This is a genomic window from Myxococcus sp. CA056 (assembly GCF_013336715.1).
GTDB lineage: Bacteria > Myxococcota > Myxococcia > Myxococcales > Myxococcaceae > Myxococcus > Myxococcus llanfairpwllgwyngyllgogerychwyrndrobwllllantysiliogogogochensis.
The window spans coordinates 111,678-135,961 of the sequence record NZ_JABUMT010000008.1 but is presented as its reverse complement, the minus strand read 5'-3'; the positions used below and the strand labels follow the sequence as shown (position 1 = coordinate 135,961).

Here is a 24,284-nt window from a genome sequence, read left to right as displayed (position 1 = left end):
GCCGACTACTGGGCGGCGACGGTGCAGTCGCCCGTCACATTCGGCGCGGGGTTGCCATTCACCGTGTTCCCACTGAAGACGTTGTCGCTCTCGACCACCAGCTCCACCGCGCCGCTGCCTCGGTTGCACACCACCACGCCCCCCGCCCCTGCCTGGTTGTCCAGGAAGCGGTTGTGTCGCAGGGTGACACCGCGAGTGCCAACATCCTCCACGTAGATGGCCGCCGCGGGCCCCTTCGTCACGAAGTTGTCCTCGAAGAGGTTGTCCACGATGAGGTCGTTGTTCGGCTGGAAGTAGTGCAGGGCCGCGCCGCCGCCCAGGTCGTAGATGTTCTGTGAGTTGGGCCAGGCGAGCACGGGCCTCACCGTCAGGCCGCTCCACACACTGCCCCGGAACGCCTCCAGGCCGTTGTTCCGGAACGTGTTGCCGCGCACCACGGAGTCACGTCCGTGCGTCACGCACATCGCCCCGCCACCCGCCATGGAGGACGTGCCCGCCTGAGCGAAGCGGTCGATGTCCGACGTGCGGTTGCCTTCGAACAGCGTGCTCTCCACGCGAGAGCCCACGGTAAACATCAGGTCCAGCGCGCCGCATTTCGCCGCGGACACGTTGTCACGGAACACGGAGTTCCGAATCGTCACCGGCCCCGGGTAGTAGGCCCACAGCGCGCCACGCGTCCAGTCGCGGTCGCCGTTGTATTCGTTCTTGCGCACCTTCTCGAAGACCATGTGGTCGAAGACGGGGTGTCCGTCTCCCACGGAGTTGTCTCCATAGAAGTTCATGCCCCACCAGCCATACGGGTTCGTCGAGGTGAGCAGCACGGGCTTGTCCGCCGTGCCACTCACCTGGATGCCGCCGTACACACGCACTTCCACGCGGCCCTTCTGGTGGTTCATCACGCTGTCCGGCGCACCCGCAGCGACATCGGCCTCCGTCACCTCCGGGCGCCCCTTGAAGTCGAGGATGACGCCGGGCTGCACCTTGAGGACCTGTCCCTTCGGAATCGTGACGACGCCCTGGGCATTGCCGATGACCCGGTAGGGTGAGCCCGCCGCCGTCAGCGTCCCGGACAACGTGCCCGTGACGACCGTGCCGCCATCCGTCGGCAACTCGACGGGCCCCGCATCCTGGCCTGCGTCCGGGCCGCCATCCGAAGCACCGCCATCCGTCCCAGCATCGGCTGGGCCCGCATCCACGGGGTCAGGACCGCTGCCACCGTCCACGCCGGAGTCGCCTCCATCCGAGGTCCCAGGGCCAGCGTCGCGCTCGGGTTCGCCGCCAGCGTCGCGTTCGGGCTCTCCACCGGCGTCGCGTTCGGGCGCTCCACCGGCATCGCGCTCGGGCTCTCCACCAGCATCGCGCTCTGGCTCTCCGCCAGCATCACGCTCGGGCTCCCCGCCAGCGTCGCGTTCGGGCTCTCCACCGGCATCGCGTTCGGGCTCTCCGCCAGCGTCACGCTCGGGCTCTCCGCCAGCATCGCGCACGAGCCCGCCACCATCCTCCACTCCCACGCCGTCTTCAGGGTCCGTCGACGAATCTTCGCCGGAACAAGCAAAGGCACTCACCGAGAGAGACACGGCGACGACGCTGGCAATCAAGAAGGAAAACGAAGATGTCTTCATGGGCGGGCTGGCAGGTAACACGAGCAGGAGTCAGCCACCATTGCATGAGGGTCCCATCCCATGCGGACCAACCTTCGCTCCGAATTCCTGCACGAAGGTACATGCCCGCCTCACGCGCCAGGCACTTCCCCACCCCCGCGGTCGGGCTTCCCTCCTCCAGTGTCCCGTACATGCCGCGCACTCACCTCACCTGCATGGTCGGTTTTCATGCACCAGGTGGAGACATCCCCTGCACTGAAGCCTGCTCCCTCGCTTCGCCACGCCGTGGCTGACGTACCGGGTCTGGAATCCGACCGCGAACGGGACGCCTTCCTCGCCGGGGGTCGCGTAGACTCCGGGCCACGATGAACCGCGAAGAAGCGAACCAGGCCCTCGAGCTCATCCGCCGCGTCGTGTCCCAGGCGCGTGACGACTCGGCCCTCCAGAACTGGGGCGTCATCTGGATGCTCCATGCCTTCACCAACGCCGCGGGATTCGCCGCCACTCAGTGGCTCTGGAATCGGGGAGACCGGACGCCCGGCGCCTACGTCGTCCTCTGGAGCGCCATCCTGGCCTTCAACATTTCCAGCATCTTCCTGCTCAAGCGCGGGCAGACGGCGGGCGCGCGCTCCTTCGTCGAGCGGCAGATCTGGGCCATCTGGACCACGTTCATGGGTGGCATGGGGCTGGTGGCCCTCATCAACTGGCTGCTCGGCCTGGACCGGCTGTTCATGCCCGCGGTGGCCTGTGTGTTGTTCGCCACCGCCTTCTCGATGATGGGTGCGCTGATGGGCCGGGTGTGGTTCACGGTGGCGGCCTTCTTCGCGGTCGTCTCCCTGGTGATGACGCGCTTGCCAGAGCACGGCTTCAGCCTGCTGGCCGCGCTCTGGTTCGCGGTGCAGTTCGGCGGAGGGCTCGCGCTCCACCGCGCCCGCTTGCGCAGGCTCGCGGCCCGGACGCCCGAGGCTCGGCTGGTATGAAGCCGGAGTCGCTCGCCGCGCTGGTGGCCCTCGCGACCGAGCCCTGGGGACTGGACGAGCCGGAGCTTCACTCGCGCCTCTCGATGGCCGGAGTGACGGACCCCGCGTCGGCGCTGCGCGCGATTGCCCTGGCGGGCCTGGCTCGCGAGGAGCGACACCGCTGGGTCCCCACGCCGTTGGGACACGAAGCCCTGCGCGAGGCCCACCTGCTCCTCGCGAGCAGCCAGGACCCGAGCCCCAGTCCCCCCGGCATGGAGGAGTGCCCATCCGTGCCCTGGCTCACCCAGGTGCAGACGCACTGGGTGGAAGCCGTCTCACTCAACTACGCGGTGGAGGCGGAGCGACTCGCGCGCCTGTTGCCCGCGCCGCTCGTTCCAGAAATCCATCGCGGCACCGCGTGGGTGCAGGTGCTGATGTCGTCCCTGCGCGACATGCGTCCCCAGGGCGTGTCTCCCCTGCTGGGCGTTTGCTTCTACCAGGTGAGCTATCGGGCGGCGGTGAGCTATCGCAACGCGCGCGGCGAGTGGCGACGCGGCGGCTACTTCGTGCGCAGCGAGACGAATGACCCGGTGATGCGCCGCGTGGGCAATGCGCTGGACGAGTTCCGCTTCCACGAGTTCGGCGAGGCGCACATGGTGATGGCTCGCGAGGGTGAGTTGCTCACCGTCGCGGCGGACCCGGAGGCGGCCTTTCCCGGAGGGCGCCTCGTCGGCGTGTTCGACACCCGGCCCCAGACACACCCGCCCCAGGGCAGCGTGTGGACGGGGCTGGAGGACCTGCACGAGCCGCTGGTCGAGTGCTACGACGCGCTCGGTGTTTCGGGCGACTTCGTCTACGTGCTCACCATCGACCGCGCCCCATGGAACGCCCGCTTCTGCACCCCGGTGGAGCTGTACTGCGAGTACTTCGAGGAGGGCCCTCTCGCCCCGGGAGCGCGGCTGGACTCGGTCCTCCACCTCACGGAGTGTGCCTACCGCTGGCGGCCTCTTCGCAGGGAACGACATACCGTGGAACCGTGAGCGACCCGGCGGAGTCCAACGCGCGATGAAGACCTCTCTCGCAATCGTCGCCGGCCTCCTTGGCGCCCTTCTCTCCCTGAGCGCCCATGCAGGGGACCGCGTCGCCACCGCTCGCGCCTCGCGGATGAAGGACGTCACGGCCCTCTTCGCCACCGCCGGGACACCCTGGCCCACGGACCAGCTCTATGTCCGGGCCTTCAAGCACGAGAAGGAGCTGGAGGTCTGGGCAGGGCCCAAGGAGGGTCCTCTGGTGAAGGTGAAGACGTACCCCTTCTGCGCCGCCTCGGGAGAGCTGGGGCCCAAGCGTCGCGAGGGCGACCTCCAGGTCCCGGAAGGGTTCTACACACTCGACCTCTTCAACCCGGTGAGCAACTTCCACCTCTCCGTGCGGGTCAGCTATCCCAACACGGCGGACAAGCACCACCAGAAGCCGGGCGTCCGGCTGGGCGGCAACATCTTCGTCCATGGCAACTGCGTGAGCATCGGCTGCATCGCCATCGAGGATGGCCCCATCGAGGAGCTCTACCTCATGGCGCTGGACACGCGCGCCCGGACGAAGCGGGACGCGCCCATCCACATCTTCCCGCGCAGGCTCGACGCGGCGGGGATGGCGGCGCTGGAGAAGCAGGCAGGCGCGGACACCTCGCTGGTGTCGTTCTGGAAGGGCCTCCAGCCCGCGTACACCCTCTTCGAGGAGAGCCGCCAGGTGCCTCGCACCTCGGTCGTCGCGAAGACGGGTGCCTATGTCGTGACACCCGCGACGAAGGCCCCTCGCGCGGGACGATGACCGCGCGAAGGGCGCCGCGCGTCACAGCGGATACAGGAACCCCGCCGCCGTCTCGTCCTGGGCGCTCAACACCAGGTCTCCCGCCGTCACACCGCACGAGTAGTTGACCATCACCGAGTTGGGATCCGGGGTCTCCGTCAGCATGCACGTGCCCGTGGTCCGCGGACAGAGCACGCTGCCCGGCTCATGCACGAAGCCCAGCACATGCCCCAGCTCGTGCCGCAGGAGGCCCCTGAGCGTCAAAGGGGCGATGTTCCCGAACGCGGTGTTGTCGATGAGCAGGCTCCGCGCGGAGCGGGCCGCATTCGGGAAGAACGCGCGGGCCAGATACTGGCCGCCCGTGTTGACCGGACGGATGTCGAAGACGACGCCCTCCTGCGAGGCAATGCAGGCCCCGTCGAGCGAGCTCTCGTGGATGAAGTTCACGCCCGCCACGGCTTCCCACGCCTTCGCCGCGCTGCTCATCGCCGCGATGACGTCGGCCTGGCGCGTGCCGAAAGACCTGCTGACGCAGTACCGCAAGTCGCGCACCGCCGTGGCGCCCCACATGACGAGGACGCCATTGGGGCACCCCACGGCCAGCGCGTCCTCGCGAGTCCCCAGTCCGTCCCGTCGCACGTAACGGTCGTGGTACGCGCGCAGCGCCGTGTCGCCGTCGAACGCCAGGTCCGGCGGCACGACATAGACGTTCGAGTCGGGCTCCCGGTATGCCCTCGATTTGAACTCCTCGAAGGCCGCATCGGAGGTGCCTGCCGGCGCACCTGCCGGCTCCTGTTCGACGCTCCCGCATGCCGAGAGCAGGACGGACACTCCGAGACACAACCCCACGAAACAGACATTGCGCATGACTCCCCCTCTGACGGCTCCCAAAGCCGCCCAACCAGAAATAATAGCAAATCTGGAAGGTGACCTGGGAGCCGGGGGGCTGAACTTCAATCCGGCGTGGGGTGCTCTTCTTCCGGCGCGGGGGTGGGGGCACCAGGCGGCGGAGACGCGGGCGGCTCCGTCTTCAAGACATTCACCAGGGCCATCATCTGGGCCACCAGGGTGGTCAGTCCCTGGCCGTCCTGCGCGCCGCCGGAGCCTCCAATGGACACCGAGCGCAGCTCGCGAGGCTGCGGCAGCTTCTCCGCGATGGCGGGCAGCAACTCCACCAGCCGCGCCTGCACGTTGGACGCACTCAGCCCGTTGAGGATCTGCTGGCGCAGCTCCAGGTGCTCCAGCTCGACCCGGGCCTGACGGTTGGCCGCGGCGCGCTCCACGTCGTGAGCGTCCGTGGTCGCCAGCGCGGTGCGCTTGAGCCTTGCCGCCTCCACCTCCTGGTGCAGTCGCGCCAGCTCCGCCTCACCTGCCAGCCGGGCCTTCTCCAGCTCCGCGGCCTGGAGCACCGTCTGCTGCCGCTCCGTGGCCAGCTTGCGCGCGTCCTCTTCCTCGCGATGCTGTCGCCGCTGCCGCTCGGACTGCTCGCGGTCGTACGCCTGCGCGTCCTTGCTCGCCCGGAGCGCGGACAGCTCGCCATCGCTCTCCAGCCGCATGCGCTCGCGCGTCTGCTCCACCTCCAGCTCACGCTGGGCCAGCGACTCCTCCTTCCCCAACGACGCCAGCCGGGCGATGCGCTCCTGCTCGGCGCGGAACGGCGTCTGGAGGCTCTCCCACAGGCGCGCGGAGCTGACCACGGCCTCCTTGATTTGCACCGTGACGATGCGCAGCCCCAGGCCCTTGTCGGTGCCTCCGCCGCCCTCCGCCACGTGCCGCAACCGGGCCGTGAGTTCCTCGATGATGGGCTGCTTGTCGGACAGCACCGCGTCGATGCTCATGGTGGCCACCTTGTCCTTGATGGCCGCTTCCGCCTGCTCGCGCAGCTGCACGTTCACCACGCGCATCGGGTCCTCCACGTCGGTGAAGTCCAGCTTGCGGTAGGCCGTGCCGAAGTCCTCGATGATCCACTGCACGTAGCCCTGCACCAGCAGGCCCTGCAGCTCGCGGCAGATGCAGTGCGCGTTGATGAGGATGGTCTGCATCGCGCCCGGCACCACCAGGAACGAGTCCTTCGAGGGGTCGTATGCGAACGACACCCCCAGGCCGAGCGTCAGCGGCTGCGCATGCCCACGGCGCGTCTGCACCACGTAGGCATTGGGCGGGACGACGACCGTCTTCCAGCGCCAGAAGCCGGTGATGCGCACGTCCACCGCGTTCCCCGGGCTCGCACCACCACCTCCTCCTCCTCCTCCGCCCCCTCCTCCGGGTGACGCCGGGCGGGACGCGCTCGCCGACGCCATGGCGATACCGCCCACCATCTGCTTGCGAGCCCGCAGGTCCACCTCCAGGCGCTGCTGCTGCTCCCGCACCTGGTCGAGATACGCGTTCTTCACCGGCTCCTGGGACGACATGGACGCTCCCCCTGAAAAGGGGCCCATCCAAGCACACGTCAGGAGCCCCGAGGAGGCGGGGGGCGCTACTTGCCCTTCACCAGCAGGATGTCCACGCGGCGGTTCAGCTCGCGCCCGCGCGGAATCAGGTTGGGGGCCTTGGGACGGGTATCGCCCAGGCCGGAGGCGTCGATGCGCGACGGGCTCAGGCCCGCCTTCACCAGCAGGTCCGCCACGGCCTTGGCGCGCGACTCGGAGAGCGCCTGTCGCGCCGTCGCCGGAGCCTCGCGGTTGTCCGTGTGTCCCTCCAGGCGCAGCTTCAGCGTCTCGTCCCGCACCAGCAGGTCCACCAACAGGGCCAGGCCCTCCGTGGAGTCCTTGCGCGGCGCGGCCTGCTTCTCCGCGAAGCGCGGGGGCTTGGGCAGCTCCACGCGCTCGTTCTTCACCTGCGGCTGCTTCGCCTTCTGCGCGGGCGCGGGCGCCAGCACGAAGGCCACCGAGGCCTCGCGGTCTCGGCTCACCTTCACCTGACGCGTCTGGGCCAGGAACCCCTTGGAGAGCACATCCACCGTGTACTCACCCGGGGGCAGCATCACCGGCACCGGCTTGCGCGCGTTCTTGTCGAGGAGGACCTGCTGCGGCGCGCCCTTGCCCCGGACATACGCCGTGGCGGCCACGGGCTTCTTGCCCGCGAGCACCTTCAGCAGCAGCCGCCCCGGCGCCACCGGGCCCTGCTCCGGAGATTCCCGGGGCTTCGTCCCAGCGACTGGCGGCGCGGTGACAGGAGGCGCCGTCACGGGCGGCGCGGTGACAGGAGGCGTCACCTGCGCCACGGCGATGGGCGGCGCACCCGCGTCCTGGCCTTCCACCAGCGTGGCGTCCGCGAGCGGCGCGGTCATCTCCGCCGATACATCGTGCGACAGCTTCAGCTTCAGCCGAGGGTCGGGTGCGGTGGGGTTGATGCCGGGAATCACCTTCACCCGCATCCGCAGCCCCTTCTGCGCCTGGAACGTGACGGAGGCCGTCATCTTCCAGAGGAAGCCGCTCTCCTCGCTGAAGAGGTTCCACGCGTCGTTGTTCGTATAGGTGACGCGCGACACCAGCGTGTAGGAGCCCTCCTCCACCTTCAGCGACGCGAGGCGATGGATGCCCGGGCCGGAGATGACGTCCAGCCCCGGTACCGCGAGGGGTTGGCCGTTGAGGATGAAGTCCACCTCCAGCAGCTTGTAGGCCCGCGCGGTTCCCGCGCCCGGGAGCCCTTCGTAGGTGATGACGACCTCTGGAGGAGGCGTCTTGACCAGGGCCTGGAGCTGACGGTCCAGGTCCTCGCGGGCCCGCTGCTCGACGGTGGACGGTTCAGCCGCGCGAGCCGTGGCGCCGACGAGGGCCAGGATGCAGAGCCACAGTGCTTGTACGGAGGAATAAGCCACGGGGGTCCACAGCATCGCACAACCTGGGCCTGCCGCGAGTTGTCAGCCGGGCGGGCTGACCACCAGCCGACCGTCGGCCCCCCTCCCCTCACTCCAGGTCCCGGCCGGACAGGGGCCTGGGGTGTGGCCCGGTCCACGTTTTTGGCTCCCATCCCGCCGCCAAGGGCGCTACTCCTGGGCGCCGAAGACTCCCCCGAAGAGGCGCGCGCGATGAACGACTTCCAGTTCCAGGAAATGCTCCCGCTGGGCAAGGACGAGACGCCCTACCGATTGCTCACGAAGGACCACGTCTCCACCTTCGAGGCCGGCGGACGCACCTTCCTCCAGGTCGCCCCCGAAGCGCTCACCCTGCTGACCCGGGAGGCCATGCGGGACATCGCGCACCTCCTGCGCCCCGGGCACCTGGGCCAGCTTTCGAAGATCCTCCAGGACCCGGAGGCGTCCGCGAATGACCGCTTCGTCGCGCTGGAGCTGCTGAAGAACGCGAACATCGCCGCCGGTGGCGTGCTGCCGTCCTGCCAGGACACGGGCACCGCCATCATCATGGGCAAGAAGGGCCAGCACGTCCTCACCGACGGCCATGACGAGGAGGCCCTCTCCCGCGGCGTCTTCGAGACGTATCGCACGTCCAACCTGCGCTACTCGCAGATGGCGGCGCTGGACATGTACAAGGAGGCCAACACCGGCAACAACCTGCCCGCGCAGATCGAGCTCTACGCGACGGGGGGTGACGCCTACAAGTTCCTGTTCATGGCCAAGGGCGGCGGCTCGGCCAACAAGAGCTATCTGTTCCAGGAGACCAAGGCGCTGCTCAACCCGACGAGCCTCTTGGCTTTCCTCGACGCGAAGATCCGCTCGCTGGGCACCGCGGCGTGTCCGCCGTACCACCTGGCCATCGTCGTGGGCGGCACGTCCGCGGAGTTCGCGCTGAAGACGGCCAAGTACGCCTCCGCGCGCTACCTGGACACGCTGCCCACCGAGGGCAACGCGCTGGGCCGGGGCTTCCGCGACGTGGCGCTGGAGCAGGAGGTGCTGAAGCTCACGCAGCGCATGGGCATTGGCGCCCAGTTCGGCGGCAAGTACTTCTGCCACGATGTGCGCGTCATCCGGCTGCCGCGCCACGGCGCCTCGTGCCCGGTGGCCATCGCCGTGTCGTGTTCGGCGGACCGGCAGGTGCTCGGCAAGATTACGCGCGACGGTGTCTTCCTGGAGCAGCTGGAGGCGGACCCGGCGAAGTACCTCCCGGAGACGACGGACGCGGACCTGGCCGGCGAGGTGGTGAAGCTGGACCTCAACCGTCCGATGAGCGAGCTGCGCGCGGAGCTGTCGCGCTACCCCATCAAGACGCGCGTGTCGCTCACCGGCCCCATGGTGGTGGCGCGCGACATCGCCCACGCGAAGCTCAAGGAGCGGTTGGACCGGGGCGAGGGCATGCCGCAGTACCTGAAGGACCGCATGGTCTACTACGCGGGCCCGGCGAAGACGCCGGAAGGGTATGCCTCCGGCTCTTTCGGTCCGACGACGGCCGGCCGCATGGACGCGTACGTGGACCAGTTCCAGGCGGAGGGCGGCAGCTTCGTGATGCTGGCCAAGGGCAACCGCTCCCAGGCCGTCACCGACGCGTGCAAGAAGCACGGCGGCTTCTACCTGGGCTCCATTGGCGGCCCGGCGGCCCGGCTCGCCAAGGACTGCATCACCAAGGTGGAGGTGCTGGAGTACGAGGAACTGGGCATGGAGGCCGTGTGGAAGATTGAAGTGGTCGACTTCCCGGCCTTCATCGTGGTGGACGACAAGGGCAACGACTTCTTCGCCCACCTCAACAAGCCCTCCGCGAAGAAGGGCTGAGGGCACGCCGTGGAGTGGCGGGACTGAAGCGCCACCCCTCAAGTGGCGCTCCGAGGGCCTCGGCTCAGCGACGCCGGCGAACGAGCGTCGGAAGCACGAGCAACAGGAGGCCGAAGAACAAGGAGCCTCCTCCTCCCGCGCAACCGCACGACTCGGACTCCTCCGGCCTGGGGACGATAGCGCCACCGTCCACCACGCCACCGTCTCCTGCCCCTGCGTCACCGGGACCCGCGTCGTCACCGGGACCCGCGTCGTCGCCAGGACCCGCGTCGTCGCCAGGACCCGCGTCACCGGGTCCGGCGTCCGCAACCGGGCGCTCGGTGATGGTCACCGGAAAGTGACAGGTCGCCTGATGGCCGGCGTGGTCCGTGACCACCACGTCCACGGTGCTCGTCCCGACTGGGAACACAGAGCCCGAAGGAGGAACGCTCTCCACCGTCGGAGCGGGGTCCAGCGCATCGCTCACGGAGACATCGAACAGGACCGCCGCTCCCTCGATGCCGTTCAACCCCACCGGGCACGTCAGCGTGGGCGGAGAGGTGTCACGCCGAATGGAGACCCGCTGCGACGTCGTGCCTCCCTGCGATGTCGCGGAGCAGGTGAACACCTGCTCCAGGGTGTCCCTCGTCACCGTCTCGGCTTCGCAGCCCGTCGTCTGGGTGACGCTCGACTCTGCTTCCTCGATGGACCACGCGAGCGAGACGTCCCCCACGTAGAAGCCATTCGCGCCGAGCACCCCTGTCACGTTCGCCTTCACGACCGGCGGGGTGACGTCGACATCCACCGCGAACGGCTCCATCCCATATTCAGGGTGAACCGCCGCCAGGAACAGCGTGCCAGAGACCGTGATAGGCGCTGACGGAGACGAGGGCATTGCCCCTGGCCAGAGGTCCGCGACCAACGAGGGCTCGCCCGCGCCCGGGTCGAGCCGACAGAGCTCCAACCCCACGGCTCCCAGCTCACAATCCAGGAACACCGTGTCCCGGTACGTGGTGAGCCACGACGACCCCAGCACGGAGCCCACCACCGTGGTGCCTTCGGGGGTCCCATCCGTCCTCGCCAGATACCGACCCGAAGAGGTCTGGATGAGGAGCACCGTGCCCGTACCTTGCCGCGTGGCGGCGAGCAGCCGCGTATCCCCTGTCCCCGGCTCGAAGTCGCCCAACCGCTGTGCACGAGTGCCACGCAGCACCCAGACCTCGCGCCCCACCTCCGCGCCCTTGGCCGTGAAGAACAACAGCGGACCGACCGCGTGCAAGTCGGCGGGCTCCACGTCCTGCGTGCCAGGAACGAGCGCCGTCCCCATCACGGAGCCGTCACTCGACCAGAGGGATGCGCCCTGAGTGACGAACGCCACCCGGTCCTCATAGGCGACCGGCTTCCCCGCGGGGACGGTTGCGAGCCTTATCACCGAGCCCGCAACGCGGGCCCCGTCCGTGCGGTACGGGAAGTAATCGCTCTCGCTGGTCAGGTACTGGCGGAAGAACACCTGGGTGCCGGCCACGGCGAGGAAGTCGAGCGGACGACCGGCAAGCGACTGCATCGAGAGCGTTCCATCCCGGGTGCCATCACTCTCCGCCAGTTCGTAGCCTGAATCCCATTCGCGCCCCAGAATCATCCTCGAGCCCAGGTGGGCCTTGCCAGAGGCGGGACTCAGGTGCACGGCATCGCCAGGCCCCCCCTTCGAAATATACAGCGCCGCGCCTTCACGGAAGGTGAGCGCGTCCCCCCAGCGTTCCAGCTGGGTGATGGTCGAATACAACGAGAACGCATCACGGATGACGTGCGTGCCGGCGTGCGTGCCGTCGGTGCGAAGCAGCGACGATTGTCCCAGCGCCTTCGTCGCGCTGAAGTACGCGAACGTATCTCCCGAGGTCCAGTTCTCGGGGTAGGACCCCGCGTTCGACCAGGTCCAGACTTCCGTCACGGCACCTTCCGGTCCGCCTTCGGGGAAGGCGTGAAGCAACAAGCCGCTGCCCTCGATGGAGAACGCGTGCAGCGTCCCTCCCCTCGACACGACGTCGGTCAGTCGCCCTTCGAAGACCCTCGAGGTCCCTTCCGGTGTGCCATCGGTCCGCCACACGGACTCGGCACTGCCCTCGGGAGTCCCGGAGAGCAGCACCTGGGCGCCGACCGCGGTGAACGCCGTGACACTCGTTCCAGCAGCGCCTGGGCTGAGGTCGGCGAGCAACCCGGTGCCCGCCTCCGTGCCGTCCGTGGTCCAGGGCTCCAGGCCCGTCAACGCATCGCTGGCGACGAAGTAGAGCCGCCCGCCGTTCTGGACGACCACGCTGGTGCTGGGAAGCGCGGCGAACCTTCGGACCACGCGAGGCGCTGCGACGCCATCCCACGCGAACACCGCGGGACCGGTCGAGTCGACTCCCACGTAGACGAACTGGGAGCCAATGCGGGAGACGGGGCCCACCAGTCGCTCAAGCCACTGGAGCACGCGCGTCCCCGAGGACGTACCGTCCGTCCGCCAGAGCGCGACACCCAACTCGGTCGACACCGCGAAGTGCACCTGGGACCCGAGCGGATCCAACCAGGAGGCCAGCAACGTGGTGCGATTGGACCTGATGGAAGCAATCGTCGTCGTGCCACTGACCGTTCCATCCGAGGCCCTCAACGCGATGTCATAGACGCGATTGGAACCCGACCAGGCGCCGAACAAAGACCGGGGGCCGATGTCGAGGTTGGGCCCGGTGAACGGTTCGATGGTGGAGACCTGCTTGGTCCCAGCGGGGGTGCCATTGGTGACGTAGAGGTCCCAGAGGTAGATGTTGCTGTAGCCGGAGCGGAACCAGAGCTTCCCTCCTCGAATGGACAGGCGAAGCTCGCGCGAACGCGTGGACTGGTCGACCGCGTACACGAGCCGCGTCCCGGTGGCTGTCCCATCCGTCCTCCACAGCTCGTTGCGGGAGCTGAAGTACAGCGCACCCTCGAACTCGAGCAGCCCCGTCGATTCACTGGAGAATCCGTACGGACCGGCCCACGTGTCACTCACGAGGTGGGTCCCTTCGGAGGTGCCGTCGGAGCGCCACAATTCATGGCCGTGCACGCCATCGTTGGCGAGGAAGTAGAGCGCCGAGTCCCAGGTCGTCCACCCGAGGCAGTTCCCGTCACCGGAGCCAGGCCGGATGTCCTTGAGCAGCGTGGTGCCTTCCGGGGTGCCATCGGTCGACCACGGCTCCGAGCCGTGGACACCGTCGTCGGCGAGGAAAAAGACCCGCTCCCCCAGCACCCCCATGAGGCGAGGCGTCGACGAGCCCATCCCCGGGTGGATGTCCTTCACCATCCGCGCTGCCCCCCGGGAGAGGTCGGTGACCCACAGCTCATTGCCCGCCGCCGCCGTCGCCAGCGAGAAATACACGCGGTCGCCGACGGAGACGAGCACGCGGGCTCCTGTATAGGGCGTCACGGGCGTGGGATTCAGGTCGGCAATCAGTCGTGGCGTCGCCGAGACAAGACTGAGCACCAACAAGCTGCTGTAGAGCATGCGTGTTCCTCAGGGGGTGTGGTGCGTCCAGGAATGCGGGCGCGCGATGCACCTCGCTTGCCCCGTTAGACGACACCCGCCCTCCCCTGGTGGCTCATTCCCGCCACGAGACGAGGCCCACCGATTACGCCCCTGCGTCCCGAGAACCTCGTCCCAGGACGAGCCCTCAAGGGACCGTTGCGGAAAACCCTTGCGAAAGAGGCGTGACGCGGGGAGCCCTCACGCGCGCGGCGGCGCTTCTTCCACCGGCACGGCCACGGGGACCTTCTTCTTCGGGATGATGCCGCGACGGGGGCCCTTGAGGGCCACGCCCAGCAGCATGCTCGCGGGGAGCATCATCCCCAGTCCTTGCGTGAGGTTGTCGGGAGGATGAACGACAGCCCCCAACACCAGCGCGGAGAACAACAAACCACAGACCAGTCGAAGCAACAGGGAGCTCACGCGAGGAACCTCGGTGACGGGGTGCCCCAGCGTAAACATCCCAGAGGCCCTGTCCAGGCGGCCTCATGGGGCCCTTCAGGGTGGGGCCGAGCAAGCACCCCACCCTGTCCCACCGCCCACGTCGGACGGTGGGAGCGTCAGGGAGCTACCAGATCTTCACGCGCTTCTCGGGGGCGAGCCAGCCGGCGTCGCCTTCCTTCACGCCGAACGCCTCGTAGAACTCCGCCATGTTCCGCACCACGCCGTTGACGCGGTACTGCGGCGGCGAGTGGGTGTCGGTGAGCAGCATCTGCCGCATGGCGTCGTCGCGGTACAGGCCACGCCAGACCTGCGCCCAGCCGAGGAAGAAGCGCTGGGGGCCGGTGAAGCCGGCGATGGACGGCGCCGCCTTACCCTGGAGGGACATGTTGTACGCCTTGTAGGCGACCGCGAGGCCGCTCAGGTCGCCGATGTTCTCACCCAGGGTCAGCTCGCCGTTGACGTTCATGGACTCCAGCGGGCTGAAGCCGGCGTACTGGGCCACCAGCACGGACGTGCGCTGCTTGAAGCCGGCCTGGTCCTTCTCCGTCCACCAGTTGCGCAGGTTGCCGTCGCCATCCGAGCGGCTGCCCTGGTCATCGAAGCCGTGGCTGATTTCGTGGCCAATCACCGCGCCGATGGCGCCGTAGTTCGTCGCGTCGTCCGCGTCCGGGTTGAAGAACGGCGGCTGGAGGATGGCGGCCGGGAAGACAATCTCGTTCATCGTGGAGCTGTAGTAGGCATTCACCATCTGCGGCGGCATGCCCCACTCCTCGCGGTCGATGGGCTTGCCCAGCTTGTCCACCATCCGCTGGAAGTCGAATGCCTCACCGCGACGGACGTTGCCCAGCAGGTCGCCCGCGACGATCTCCAGGCGCGAGTAGTCCCGCCACTTGTCCGGGTAGCCGATCTTCACGTTGAACTTGGACAGCTTCGCCTGGGCCTGCGCCTTCGTCTCGGCGCTCATCCAGTCCAGCCCGTCGATGCCCTGACGGAAGGCCTCACGCAGGTTGTTGACCAGCTCCACCATGCGCTGCTTCGACGCGGGGCTGAAGTGGCGCTCCACGTAGAGCTGGCCCACGGCCTCGCCCAGCGAGTCCTCCACCGCCGACACGCCGCGCTTCCAGCGCGGACGGTTCTCCTGAAGGCCCTGCAGCGTCTTGCCGTAGAACTCGAACGAGGCCTGCTCGAAGGGGCTCGACAGCATCGGCGCGCGGCCGGCCAGCACCTTGAACGTCAGGTACTGCTTGAGCACGGGCAGCGGCGTCGTCTTGACGAGTCCCGACAGGGCCTCGAAGTACGTCGGCTGGCGGACGATGACGGCGGGCGTCGCCTGGGCACCCGCGGCCTTGAAGAAGCGCGTCCACGAGAAGCCGGGGGTGAGTGCCTCCGCCTCCTTGACGCTCTTGAGGTTGTAGGTGGCCTCGCGGTCCCGGCTCTTCACCCGGTCCCAGCTCTTGTCGGCCAGCGTCGTCTCGAGCGCGAGGATGGCCTCGGCCGCCTTCTTCGCGTCCTTCTCACCGGCCAGGGTGAAGAGCTTCTCGATGTACGCCACGTAGGCGGCGCGAATCTCGATGAAGCGCGGCTCCTGCTTGGAATAGTAGTCCCGGTCCGGCAGGCCCAGGCCGCTCTGGCTGACGTACGCGATGTAGCGCGTGGCCTGCTTCTGGTCCTGGCCCACGAAGAAGGCGAAGGGCGTCTGGATGCCGCTGCGCTGGAGCTCCGCGAACAGCTCCGGCAGCTGCGCCTTGTCCTTCAGGCCCTTCACCCGCGCGAGCTCCTGGGCAATCGGCTTCACGCCGAGCGACTCGATGCGCTCGGTATCCATGAAGCTGTTGTACAGGTCGCCCACCTTCTGCGCGGTGGAGCCCGGCGCGCGCTCCTTCGCGGTGGCGGACTCCTCGATGATGGCGCGCAGGGCCAGCTCGGACTTGTCCGCCAGCTCGATGAACGAGCCATAGCGGGCGCGGTCCGCGGGGATGGGCGTGTTCTTCAGCCAGGTCCCGTTGACGAACCGGTAGAAGTCATCCTGGGGACGGATGCCGCGGTCCAGGTTCTTCAGCTCGACGCCGAGTGCACGAACCGCCTCCTCCGACACGGCCTCCGCGACGGGCGCGGGCGTGGACGCGGAAGCGGCGGGAGGCGGAGTCGCCTCGGTGGGCGCGGGCTGCGGCGCGCTGGCGCAGCCGGTCAGCAACAGGGTTCCGAGGGCACTGGTCGCCCAGGCTCGGTGGGCAATGGACTTCTTGGGGCTCATGAGGTTCCGAGAGGAAAAAGGGACGGGGGATGCTGCCGGACCCGAGTGGTCGTCGTCCATCCGGGCAGGCAGGAAAAACACCCGCGCGCCCGCCCTATTCCTCAGGGAGTCCCCCGCCCTGGCTGCAATTTCGTGGAAACAGCCGTTTCCGGCCCCGCCCCCGTTCAGGAGGCGAGGCCGCGAGCGCCCACTCCCGCCTCAGGCGCTCAGCGCTGGCCCATGACGGGCGCGGGCACCGAGGTGGCGGGGGCGGGCACCGGAGGCGCGACGGGCGCGGGAGCCGGCGTCACCGTCACGTCCTGCGACAGGGCCTCCAGGTCATGGAAGCCCTTCGTCGTCACGTCGCCGTTCCGGAACAGGGCCCAGCCCTGGAGGTTGCGCTGGTAGGTCCGCGTCATGTGCCACAGTTGGATGCCGCTGTTGGCGACGAAGAGGTACAGGGCGCGCTTGGGGTTCCAGGGGTTGGGCAGGGCCAGGGCGATGCCGTCGTCCGGGCGGCCATACGTCTTGCCCTGCCAGCGGAAGAAGCGGCGGCCCAGCTCCATGGGGAGCTTCTTCTCCTGGGCCAGCCGGGCGAGCAGCGCGTTGTCCTCCGCCCCGCCGAAGACGACCAGGTCGCGATCCGCCAGCTGCGCGTCCGTCACCTCGAAGTCCGGCGCCACGGGGACCAGCCGCTCGGTGAAGACATCCGCCAGCGACTCGCGGTAGCCCAGCACCAGCGTGCGCATGGACTCCGTCTGCCGGGCGGTGCCGTGCACCATCAGCAGCTTCTCCCAGGCATCCGTCTGGTTGGCCAGGACCTGGTAGCGCTCGCGCGGCACCGGAATGTCATTGCCCGCGTTGAAGACGACGCGCACGGGCGCCTCCTTGGTGCGCAGGACGAACGTCTCGCTCGCGGTGCCCTTCACCTCCACGCGCTCCAGCGTGGAGCCCTTCGCCGTGTGCACCTCCACCAGCGTGACGAAGTGCCAGGGCTTCGGGCCGGGCTGCTCCACCTTGAGCGTCACCTCATAGCCGTCCTTCACCTGCGCGGCGGTGGCGCGGAAGCGCGGCTGCGGCAGGCCCGTGCGCTCCAGCCACTGGCCGACGAAGGAGCCCACGTCCTTGCCCACCGCCTCCTGCGCGGTGCGCTTGAAGTCCGCGGTGGAGATGTCCTTGTTCGCGTAGCGCGCGTGGACGGCGTTCATCACCTTGGAGAAGTCCGCGTTGCCCAACAGCAGGCGCAACTGGTGCAGCGCGAAGGTGCCCTTGATGCGCGGCACCAGATAGGTGCCATAGCGGCCGTACTCCGTCTTGACGGAGGCGGGCAGCACGTCCGCCTCGCGCGAGGTGGTGAAGAGGTAGCGGTCATTCAGGTCCGCGAGCACGTCGCGCTGCGCGTCGAAGGCCTTGTCCTGCTTGTCCTCGTGGGCCGACACGTCGCGCAAGAGCTTCCAGTACGCGGACGTGCCGCTGATGAGCCAGTTCTCCCCGTCCGACGCGGGGAACAGGGTGTTGGCCCACAGGAGCGACTTGTCGAAGCCGACCGCGTCCTTCACCCGGGAGAAGTCCCGCTTGGCGGCCTGGGGCTCCTCGGGCGCCTTCCACGTCTTGCGCGCCTCCTTCAATTTGGCGGCGACGTAGATGGGGCTGAACGTCGTGTAGCCCAGCGACAGGTGCGGCGTGGCGCCGGGAAGGTCCGGCATGAAGCGGCTGCCAATCATCTTCTCGCGCAGCGTCGTCTTGCCGTAGTGGGCCAGGAACATCAGCTTCTCGGCCATCTCCGACGTGGTCACCTTGCCGTCGCACGCGTGCGGGCGGTTGATGGGGCTGGAGGCCATCATCCGCGTGGCGGAGTCCAGGTCGAACCCCTTCTTGCCGAACTTCGCGTAGTACTCCCAGAAGGCGATGTCGCGGTTCCAGGTGTTGAAGGCCAGGTCCGCGGGCGCGTTGTCCGGGCTGGAGACGGACTCCTTGCGGACCTCCAAGTCGCGGTTGTTGTTGTTCGCCCAGATGAAGTCCTTGAGGTTGCCCGGCGTGTCGGAGGTATTGCCCTTGCTGCCGGTGCGCCACAGCCGCGTCTTCTTCGTGCCGAGCAACAGGCAGGCACCCTCGTCCGTCTTCGTGTCCGCGAGCGTCCAGTCGTTGGTGTACAGGCCGTTGTTGTTGTCCTTCATGATGCGCGCGACGTCATCGATGGAGGACGCGTACTGCGCCGCCTTGCGGATGCGGTTGCTCTGCGGGGAGCCGTTCAGGTCGAAAGGCGTCTGCCCCACCGTCGTCTCGCCGATGACGATGCCCGCGGAGTTGATGAACCAGTCCGCGCCGCTGTGGATGCCGCCCGGGAAGGTCTGCATCACGAAGCGGTGGCCCCGGGTGGGCTGCACGTCCAGCACCACGTCCCAGTGGACGCCGGTGTAGCCGTTCCACATGAAAATCTGCCCGATGATGGCGCGGCCGTCCTTCGTCGCGGACTTGGTGGCGACGAAGGAGGAGCAGTGGTCGCCCTTGCCTCCGCGCTCGGCCTCCTCGTCGGCCTTGAGGAAGGTGCGGCCGGACAGCGAGGTGGAGGTGGCGCGGTTGGCCTCCTCCAGTTGGCCCGCGTCCACGGCGGTGTTGAGCGTGACGATGTCGAGCACGTCCAGCTCGCGATCCTTGAACTTCGCGCCGGCCTTGTTCGCGCCGTCGGCGATGCCCTTCATCTCCTCCAGGTACTCGGCGTCGAACTTGCGCAGGAAGAGCGAGTCCGCGAGCAGTCGCTGGTGGCTCCATCCCTTGGCCGCATCCGTCTTGTCCTTCTGGATGCCGAGCTTCTCCATGTACCGGACGATTTCCTGCGAGGTCAGTTCACCGAACTGGACGCCGCGCTCGTAGGGCTCGCCCTCGATGTGGACGTAGATCCACCCGCCGTCGTCGTAGCGGAAGCCCTTGCCCGCCCAGCGCACGGACTCCATCGGGACATACGCGGTGATGTCCTCCACGGGCTCCAGGCGGACATCGTCATACCAGACGGAGCCGGTGGCCTTGCCGTTGCGGCCCAGGTGGAGCTGCACGCGGTCCGAGGACTGGCTGGCGAAGAAGAGGACGGAGGCGCGGGTGCCGGCCTCACCGCCCGGGGCGGGTGCGCAGTTGGTGAAGGGGAAGCTCTTCATCGAGAAGCAGGCGCCGTGGGCCGTGGGATAGCGGGCCTGGGGGTCGACCTGGACGCCCTTGGTCCGCACCCAGGCGCTGAGCCGGTAGAGCTGGCCCACCTGGAGCTGGAGGTTCTCGGACTCGACGGTGGTCTCGCCACCGCCCTGAGGGCTCTCGATGAGCAGGCCGCGCGAGCCCTCCACCTTGCCCTCGGCGCTGGAGGCCACCTTGCCAGGTCCCTGCGAGCGCCAGAACGCGGGCACCGAGGAGGACCCTCCGGCCACCTCGAAGTTTCCGTTCGGCACCGCCGAGGACTTGACGGGGGAGGCGGCCACGGCGGGCGCGGCCTGGAGCAGGCTCGCGGACAACAGCAGCACGCCGAGGAGCTTCGACGTCTGGGGGAGGTCGGTCATGTCGTTCCCTTCCCGAGCAGGGCGGGGCAACAGCTCGGGGAATCGGGGCGCATGACACTGCCGCGCGTTTCGAGCGTCAACCCTTCACGTCATCCAAGGCACCATGACGCGAGGTGACTTCCACACCCACCCCGACACTGCGTGCGCCCCCTCCCCTGTCAGCGCAGCAACCGGCCCGACGCGTGGAGCACACCGCGCGCGGCCCGGCGCACCGCGTCCACGCGCCGCGACTCCACCCAGGGAGGGTCCACGGGAGCGTCCCAGTCGAACACGCGCAGCCGCGACAGGAAGCCCTGCTTCACGCAGCCCTCCAGGCTGAAGACGTGCAGGTCATGCGTCCAGCGCACCGCGAGCCGCAAGTCGCGCGACAGCTCCGTCCAGTCCAGCGGCGGCGCCGAGAGGACCCCTGGCAGCTCCACGCCGCCCCCTGTGCTGCCCACCGCGAGCGAGCCCGTGCCCGGCGCGTAGCTCCACAGGAGCGCGGCGCCTCGGGGACGCACGAAGCTGGTGTAGAGCATCAGCACCTCCCGGTCCGCGGGCACGTCCACCAGACCCGCCACGCGCCGCAGCACGGAGGAGCGCGCCTGGCGCTCATCCACGATGAAGGGGAACTGGTACGCGTCCACGCGGTAGCCATCCACGCGGATGCGCTCCACCAGCGCGTGGTAGCCCGCCCTCGCCTCGCGGGAGCGACCTCCTCGGAGGATGAGCCGCGAGAGCATCCCAGGAAGACTCCGCAGCGGCGCTTCGGCCCACCTGCGCAGCTCCTGGATATCGGGCTCGATGTCCAACCCCACGCCGGCCCACTCGAGCTTCTCGTCGTCCGTCCACGTCCTGAAGGCTTCGTAGCGCGCACGCGCTTGCAGCACGTTGCCCGCGTGGAACCAGTAGCCCTGCTCCGGAGGGAGCAGGAGCCACGCCGTGACGGGGATGCCCGCGCGGTTCAGGCGGCGCACCACATCGGCTCGCTCGGGGCTCAAGTCCAGGAGTCCCAGGCTCACGCCGGCGCGCATCGCCTGGAGATCGTCGATGACGCCTTCGGTGTTGAACAGTTCGCGAAGTGGCTCCGGAGCCAGCTCGCAAAAGAAGGTCAGGAAATGGGGTTTCATGGCAGCCTCGCGCCTCCACGCGTACCCCCTCAGGGGCGCACATTTCCGCGAGGAGCACCATGGAATTTCACAGAGGCCGGATGCTCGACCACGTCCACCTCCGCGCCAAGGACCTGGCGGCGAGCAAGCGGTTCTATCAGGCCATTCTCGAAGTGTTGGGCATCCCGCTGGGCTCGCATGGCCCCGACAACTTCTTCGCGGACGAGCTGTTCGTCAGCACCGCGGACCCCGGTGCGCCGAGTGGACGCGGCGTCCATCTGGCCTTCCAGGCGAAGGACCAGGAGATGGTGAAGCGCGTCTACGAGGTCGCGCTCGCGGCCGGTGGGAAGGACAACGGCGGCCCAGGTGAGCGGCCCTACCACCCGGGCTACTACGCGGCCTTCGTGCTGGACCCGGACGGTAACAACATCGAAGCCGTCTACCATGGCCCGGCGAAGCGCTCCGCGCCGTCCGTGGTCTTCACCGTGTAGGCAGCTGAAGCATGTGAACGGCCCGCTCTGGGGTGTCTCCGAAGCGGGCCGAGTCTCACGAAGCGAAGCGCGGTTCAGTAGCTCCAGGGGAAGCGCTTGAAGTCGCGCTTGCGCTTCTGCACGAAGGCGTCGCGGCCTTCCTGGGCCTCTTCGGTGCCGTAGGCCAGGCGCGTGGCCTCGCCCGCGAAGAGCTGCTGCCCCACCAGACCGTCGTCGGGCAGGTTGAAGGCGTACTTCAGCATCTTGATGGCGGTGGGGCTCTTGGTGTTGATCTCCGCCGCCCACTCCAGCGCGAAGTCCTCCAGCTTCTCGTGGGGCACCACGGCGTTGACCATTCCCATCTGGAAGGCCTCCTGCGCCGAGTAGTTCGCGCCCACGAAGAAGATTTCGCGCGCCCGCTTCTGGCCAATCTGCCGCGCCAGCAGCGCCGAGCCATAGCCACCATCGAAGCTGGCCACGTCCGCGTCGGTCTGCTTGAACACCGCGTGCTCCTGGCTCGCGATGGTCATGTCGCAGACGACATGCAGGCTGTGTCCACCGCCCACGGCCCACCCCGGCACCACGGCGATGACCGCCTTGGGGAGGAAGCGGATCTGCCGCTGGACTTCCAGGATGTGCAGCCGTCCGAGGCGTGCCGGGTCGGACTCGCCTTCCTCTCCCTCGTACTTGTAGCCGTCCTTGCCGCGGATGCGCTGGTCTCCGCCCGAGCAGAACGCCCAGCCGCCGTCCTTGGGGGACGGGCCGTTGCCGGTGATGAGCACGCAGCCCACGTCCGTCATGAAGCGCGTGGCCTCCAGCGCCTTGGACAGTTCGTCGACGGTGCGGGGACGGAAGGCGTTGCGCACCTCGGGACGGTTGAACGCGATGCGCACCGTGCCCTGGTCCACCGCGCGGTGGAAGGTGATGTCCTTGAACTTGTGGCCCTCGACGGGCGTCCAGCGGGCCGGATTGAAGATGGCCGAGACCATGGGTTTCTCACTCGGGAGAAAGGGGGAACGGGCGCGGACCCTACGCTGGCACGAAGGGAGCGTCCATCGTCCATCCGAGGATGGCGAGGTTCATTCCCCTGGGCTGGTCCCGCATGGGAGCGGTGAGACACTCGCCGCCTACCCATCCGAGCGCGGCGATGCGCAGGAGTTGGTGCAAGAGCGCTTCAAGTCGTTTGGCGTCCATGGTGCGGCACCGGAGGATCGAGCCCGCTGGATGGTCGACGTCAAGCAGACGTCTACGGCTGCGCTCCGCGATGAGGAACAGGCGGAGGCGTCATCCCGCCGTGGCAAACCGTGTGCATGACTTATCTCTGGTTCGGCAGTCCAAGCAGGCCCTGCCTTCATGCGAGTTCGTGACCACCTTTCTACTGGGTGACTGTTCCGCTCAGCCCAGGAGGTCTCGGATGAAACGATGGACCCAGCACCTGCTCCTCGGACTCCTGCTGAGCACGCCTCCCCTGGCCCTGGCCGTGGACACCCAGGCGAGCGGGGACTCGGCCCGTCCCTCCCCTGCCCCAGATGCCGAGGGCACGAGCGGCACACCTCGGGCCTTCTCCGGCCCGGTGCTCGGAACCGCCCCGGGAACACTCTTCGTCACCGGTCCCAGCGGCGCTTCGATTCCCATCCGCGTGACACACCAGACACGCATCGCCGGAGCGACTGTCCCGCGCGACCAGGACATCGAGACCTATCTGCGCGAGAACCTGAAGCCCGGCCGCTCCGTCCGCGTCCAGTTCGACGTCAGGCCCTTCTCCGACGGTACCCCGCAGAACGTCGCCTCCACCGTCGAGCCGAAAACCTCCCGCGAATCCCCTTCGCCGTGAGCCACGTCGCGAAAGCACCGCGACTCGTTGGAGCCACAGTCATCCGGCCGGGCCCTACTTTTCGGCCCTGGGAAAACCATCGTCCCGTGACACGGTGACGCTGGGCGAATTGCTCGGAAGGTGCCAGCCTGCGGAGCGCACGGTGCAGCCCTTCGCGAGGAACTCCGCGTCATGCCCGCCGACGTCGCCCTGCTCAAGGAAGTGCCCCTCTTCGCCGCCCTCGATGACGAGGAGCGCGCGCTGCTCGCCAACCAGCTCGAGGAAGTGCGCCTGTCCGCCGGAGAGAAGGTGTTCAGCCGAGGAGACCCCGGCGGCGCCATCTACATCGTCAGCTCCGGCGAGGTTCAAATCTCCGTCGAGGACACCACCGGCCAGGTCATCGTCTTCGAGACCGCGCGGCGCGGCGACTTCTTCGGCGAGCTGTCCCTGCTGGATGGAGACCCGCGCAGCGCGGATGCCCGCGCCATCCAGGAAACGTCCGCCCTCAAGGTGGACCGCGCCGACCTCGAGCTCCTCTTCCGGCGCCACCCCTCCAGCGCCATGGACGTGCTGACCGCCATCGGCCGTCGCCTGCGCGAAGCAGACAAGATGCTGCACAGCCGGCCATCACTCAGCCCCAACGAGATGGTGGAGGAGCGACTGACGACCATCCAACGACTCGCGGATGGACTGGCCGCCTTCAGCGGTACCTTCACCTTCATGATGCTGCACGCCGTGTGGTTCGCGGTGTGGATCACCATCAACCTGGGATGGATTCCCACGTTCCACGCGTTCGACCCGTTCCCCTTCGGCCTGCTCACCATGGTGGTCAGCCTGGAGGCCATCTTCCTGTCCTGCTTCGTCCTCATCAGCCAGAGCCGGCAGGCCGCCAAGGACCGCATCCGCTCCGACGTCGAGTACGAAGCCAACATCCGCGCCGGCATGGAGGTCACCCAGCTCCACTCCAAGCTGGACCACCTCTACGCGCAGACCATGGCCCGCCTGGACGCCGTCGAACGCGGGCGCCCACCCTCGGCTCCGGCGACCTCCAAGCCCGGCCAGCCCGCGGCATCCCAGGGCTGACCGAGCCACCGCTGGCTCCAGGCTCAGTTTGGCGCGGAAGCCCAACTCGCCTCCATCGAGCGG

At 68.3% G+C, this 24,284-nt stretch carries 19 protein-coding genes; 7 read left to right on the top strand and 12 right to left on the bottom strand.

The features are described 5' to 3' along the window. Positions 1-5: 5 nt before the first annotated feature. Entirely contained in the window at positions 6-1,109 is a 1,104-nt protein-coding gene (locus HUA76_RS28425) for a right-handed parallel beta-helix repeat-containing protein (protein ID WP_254614543.1), read from the bottom strand. After that, positions 1,058-1,561, bottom strand: coding sequence for a hypothetical protein (locus HUA76_RS45685; protein WP_254614542.1), 504 nt, complete (start codon positions 1,559-1,561; stop codon positions 1,058-1,060). Before HUA76_RS45685 ends, HUA76_RS28425 begins: the two co-directional genes overlap by 52 nt. Before the next feature lie 405 nt (positions 1,562-1,966). Here HUA76_RS45685 and HUA76_RS28420 point away from each other — a divergent pair, with 405 nt between their 5' ends. From HUA76_RS28420 to HUA76_RS28410, 3 genes are read left to right on the top strand one after another with little or no spacing between them, the layout of a single operon-like run. Further along, positions 1,967-2,581: a hypothetical protein gene (locus HUA76_RS28420; protein ID WP_174462620.1), complete on the top strand. Its 615-nt coding sequence runs from the start codon at positions 1,967-1,969 to the stop codon at positions 2,579-2,581. Then, positions 2,578-3,600 (top strand): DUF2071 domain-containing protein, encoded by a 1,023-nt coding sequence (locus HUA76_RS28415; protein WP_174462619.1) that lies wholly within the window; start codon positions 2,578-2,580, stop codon positions 3,598-3,600. Before HUA76_RS28420 ends, HUA76_RS28415 begins: the two co-directional genes overlap by 4 nt. 25 nt (positions 3,601-3,625) lie before the next feature. After that, on the top strand, positions 3,626-4,387 hold the full coding sequence (locus HUA76_RS28410) for a murein L,D-transpeptidase family protein (RefSeq protein ID WP_174462618.1): 762 nt from the start codon (positions 3,626-3,628) through the stop codon (positions 4,385-4,387). Positions 4,388-4,408: 21 nt separating this feature from the next. On the opposite strand, the gene HUA76_RS28405 is transcribed toward HUA76_RS28410, so the two are convergent. The 3 genes from HUA76_RS28405 to HUA76_RS28395 form a co-directional block, all read right to left on the bottom strand. Further along, the gene (locus tag HUA76_RS28405; RefSeq protein WP_174462617.1) at positions 4,409-5,233 is read right to left on the bottom strand and encodes a matrixin family metalloprotease; all 825 of its coding nucleotides are present in this window, start codon (positions 5,231-5,233) and stop codon (positions 4,409-4,411) included. Between the two features lie 86 nt (positions 5,234-5,319). Beyond that, positions 5,320-6,777 (bottom strand): SPFH domain-containing protein, encoded by a 1,458-nt coding sequence (locus HUA76_RS28400; protein ID WP_174462616.1) that lies wholly within the window; start codon positions 6,775-6,777, stop codon positions 5,320-5,322. Between the two features lie 65 nt (positions 6,778-6,842). Beyond that, complete coding sequence (locus HUA76_RS28395; RefSeq protein WP_371745767.1) at positions 6,843-8,186, bottom strand: OmpA family protein; 1,344 nt, start codon at positions 8,184-8,186, stop codon at positions 6,843-6,845. Between the two features lie 210 nt (positions 8,187-8,396). Between HUA76_RS28395 and HUA76_RS28390 the strand changes: the two genes are divergently transcribed. Then, positions 8,397-10,031 (top strand): fumarate hydratase, encoded by a 1,635-nt coding sequence (locus tag HUA76_RS28390; protein ID WP_141648781.1) that lies wholly within the window; start codon positions 8,397-8,399, stop codon positions 10,029-10,031. A gap of 64 nt (positions 10,032-10,095) precedes the next feature. On the opposite strand, the gene HUA76_RS28385 is transcribed toward HUA76_RS28390, so the two are convergent. From HUA76_RS28385 to HUA76_RS28365, 5 genes are all read right to left on the bottom strand, one after another. After that, a complete protein-coding gene (locus tag HUA76_RS28385; RefSeq protein WP_174462615.1) occupies positions 10,096-13,527 on the bottom strand; it encodes an HYR domain-containing protein in 3,432 nt (1,143 codons plus the stop codon). 219 nt (positions 13,528-13,746) lie between these two features. Further along, the gene (locus tag HUA76_RS28380) at positions 13,747-13,968 is read right to left on the bottom strand and encodes a hypothetical protein (protein ID WP_141648779.1); all 222 of its coding nucleotides are present in this window, start codon (positions 13,966-13,968) and stop codon (positions 13,747-13,749) included. 145 nt (positions 13,969-14,113) lie between these two features. Further along, positions 14,114-16,243, bottom strand: coding sequence for a M13 family metallopeptidase (locus tag HUA76_RS28375; RefSeq protein WP_141648778.1), 2,130 nt, complete (start codon positions 16,241-16,243; stop codon positions 14,114-14,116). Between the two features lie 206 nt (positions 16,244-16,449). Further along, positions 16,450-19,767, bottom strand: coding sequence for a C45 family autoproteolytic acyltransferase/hydolase (locus HUA76_RS28370; protein WP_174462614.1), 3,318 nt, complete (start codon positions 19,765-19,767; stop codon positions 16,450-16,452). Between the two features lie 158 nt (positions 19,768-19,925). Continuing rightward, positions 19,926-20,876, bottom strand: a complete 951-nt coding sequence (locus HUA76_RS28365) for a hypothetical protein (protein ID WP_174462613.1) — start codon at positions 20,874-20,876, stop codon at positions 19,926-19,928. Between the two features lie 59 nt (positions 20,877-20,935). On the opposite strand from HUA76_RS28365, the gene HUA76_RS28360 reads away from it, so the two are divergent. Then, complete coding sequence (locus HUA76_RS28360) at positions 20,936-21,346, top strand: VOC family protein (protein ID WP_141647649.1); 411 nt, start codon at positions 20,936-20,938, stop codon at positions 21,344-21,346. Positions 21,347-21,420: 74 nt separating this feature from the next. Here the strand turns inward: HUA76_RS28360 and HUA76_RS28355 are convergent, their stop codons facing one another. Together HUA76_RS28355 and HUA76_RS28350 are read right to left on the bottom strand one after the other, a co-directional pair. Then, positions 21,421-22,314 (bottom strand): 1,4-dihydroxy-2-naphthoyl-CoA synthase, encoded by an 894-nt coding sequence (locus HUA76_RS28355; RefSeq protein WP_141647648.1) that lies wholly within the window; start codon positions 22,312-22,314, stop codon positions 21,421-21,423. Positions 22,315-22,354: 40 nt separating this feature from the next. Further along, on the bottom strand, positions 22,355-22,519 hold the full coding sequence (locus tag HUA76_RS28350) for a hypothetical protein (RefSeq protein ID WP_174458938.1): 165 nt from the start codon (positions 22,517-22,519) through the stop codon (positions 22,355-22,357). Positions 22,520-22,739: 220 nt separating this feature from the next. On the opposite strand from HUA76_RS28350, the gene HUA76_RS28345 reads away from it, so the two are divergent. Continuing rightward, positions 22,740-23,159, top strand: coding sequence for a hypothetical protein (locus tag HUA76_RS28345; RefSeq protein ID WP_174458936.1), 420 nt, complete (start codon positions 22,740-22,742; stop codon positions 23,157-23,159). 171 nt (positions 23,160-23,330) lie between these two features. Continuing rightward, positions 23,331-24,221, top strand: a complete 891-nt coding sequence (locus tag HUA76_RS28340; RefSeq protein WP_141647644.1) for a DUF1003 domain-containing protein — start codon at positions 23,331-23,333, stop codon at positions 24,219-24,221. The last annotated feature ends 63 nt before the right edge of the window (positions 24,222-24,284 follow it).

Coding starts and splice junctions, on each gene's coding strand:
- HUA76_RS28355 (WP_141647648.1), bottom strand. CDS start 22,314: ATGGTCTCGGCCATCTTCAATCCGGCCCGCTGGACGCCCGTCGAGGGC.
- HUA76_RS28360 (WP_141647649.1), top strand. CDS start 20,936: ATGGAATTTCACAGAGGCCGGATGCTCGACCACGTCCACCTCCGCGCC.
- HUA76_RS28410 (WP_174462618.1), top strand. CDS start 3,626: ATGAAGACCTCTCTCGCAATCGTCGCCGGCCTCCTTGGCGCCCTTCTC.
- HUA76_RS28365 (WP_174462613.1), bottom strand. CDS start 20,876: ATGAAACCCCATTTCCTGACCTTCTTTTGCGAGCTGGCTCCGGAGCCA.
- HUA76_RS28400 (WP_174462616.1), bottom strand. CDS start 6,777: ATGTCGTCCCAGGAGCCGGTGAAGAACGCGTATCTCGACCAGGTGCGG.
- HUA76_RS28370 (WP_174462614.1), bottom strand. CDS start 19,767: ATGACCGACCTCCCCCAGACGTCGAAGCTCCTCGGCGTGCTGCTGTTG.
- HUA76_RS28415 (WP_174462619.1), top strand. CDS start 2,578: ATGAAGCCGGAGTCGCTCGCCGCGCTGGTGGCCCTCGCGACCGAGCCC.
- HUA76_RS28350 (WP_174458938.1), bottom strand. CDS start 22,519: ATGGACGCCAAACGACTTGAAGCGCTCTTGCACCAACTCCTGCGCATC.
- HUA76_RS28405 (WP_174462617.1), bottom strand. CDS start 5,233: ATGCGCAATGTCTGTTTCGTGGGGTTGTGTCTCGGAGTGTCCGTCCTG.
- HUA76_RS28345 (WP_174458936.1), top strand. CDS start 22,740: ATGAAACGATGGACCCAGCACCTGCTCCTCGGACTCCTGCTGAGCACG.
- HUA76_RS28390 (WP_141648781.1), top strand. CDS start 8,397: ATGAACGACTTCCAGTTCCAGGAAATGCTCCCGCTGGGCAAGGACGAG.
- HUA76_RS28385 (WP_174462615.1), bottom strand. CDS start 13,527: ATGCTCTACAGCAGCTTGTTGGTGCTCAGTCTTGTCTCGGCGACGCCA.
- HUA76_RS28375 (WP_141648778.1), bottom strand. CDS start 16,243: ATGAGCCCCAAGAAGTCCATTGCCCACCGAGCCTGGGCGACCAGTGCC.
- HUA76_RS28340 (WP_141647644.1), top strand. CDS start 23,331: ATGCCCGCCGACGTCGCCCTGCTCAAGGAAGTGCCCCTCTTCGCCGCC.
- HUA76_RS28420 (WP_174462620.1), top strand. CDS start 1,967: ATGAACCGCGAAGAAGCGAACCAGGCCCTCGAGCTCATCCGCCGCGTC.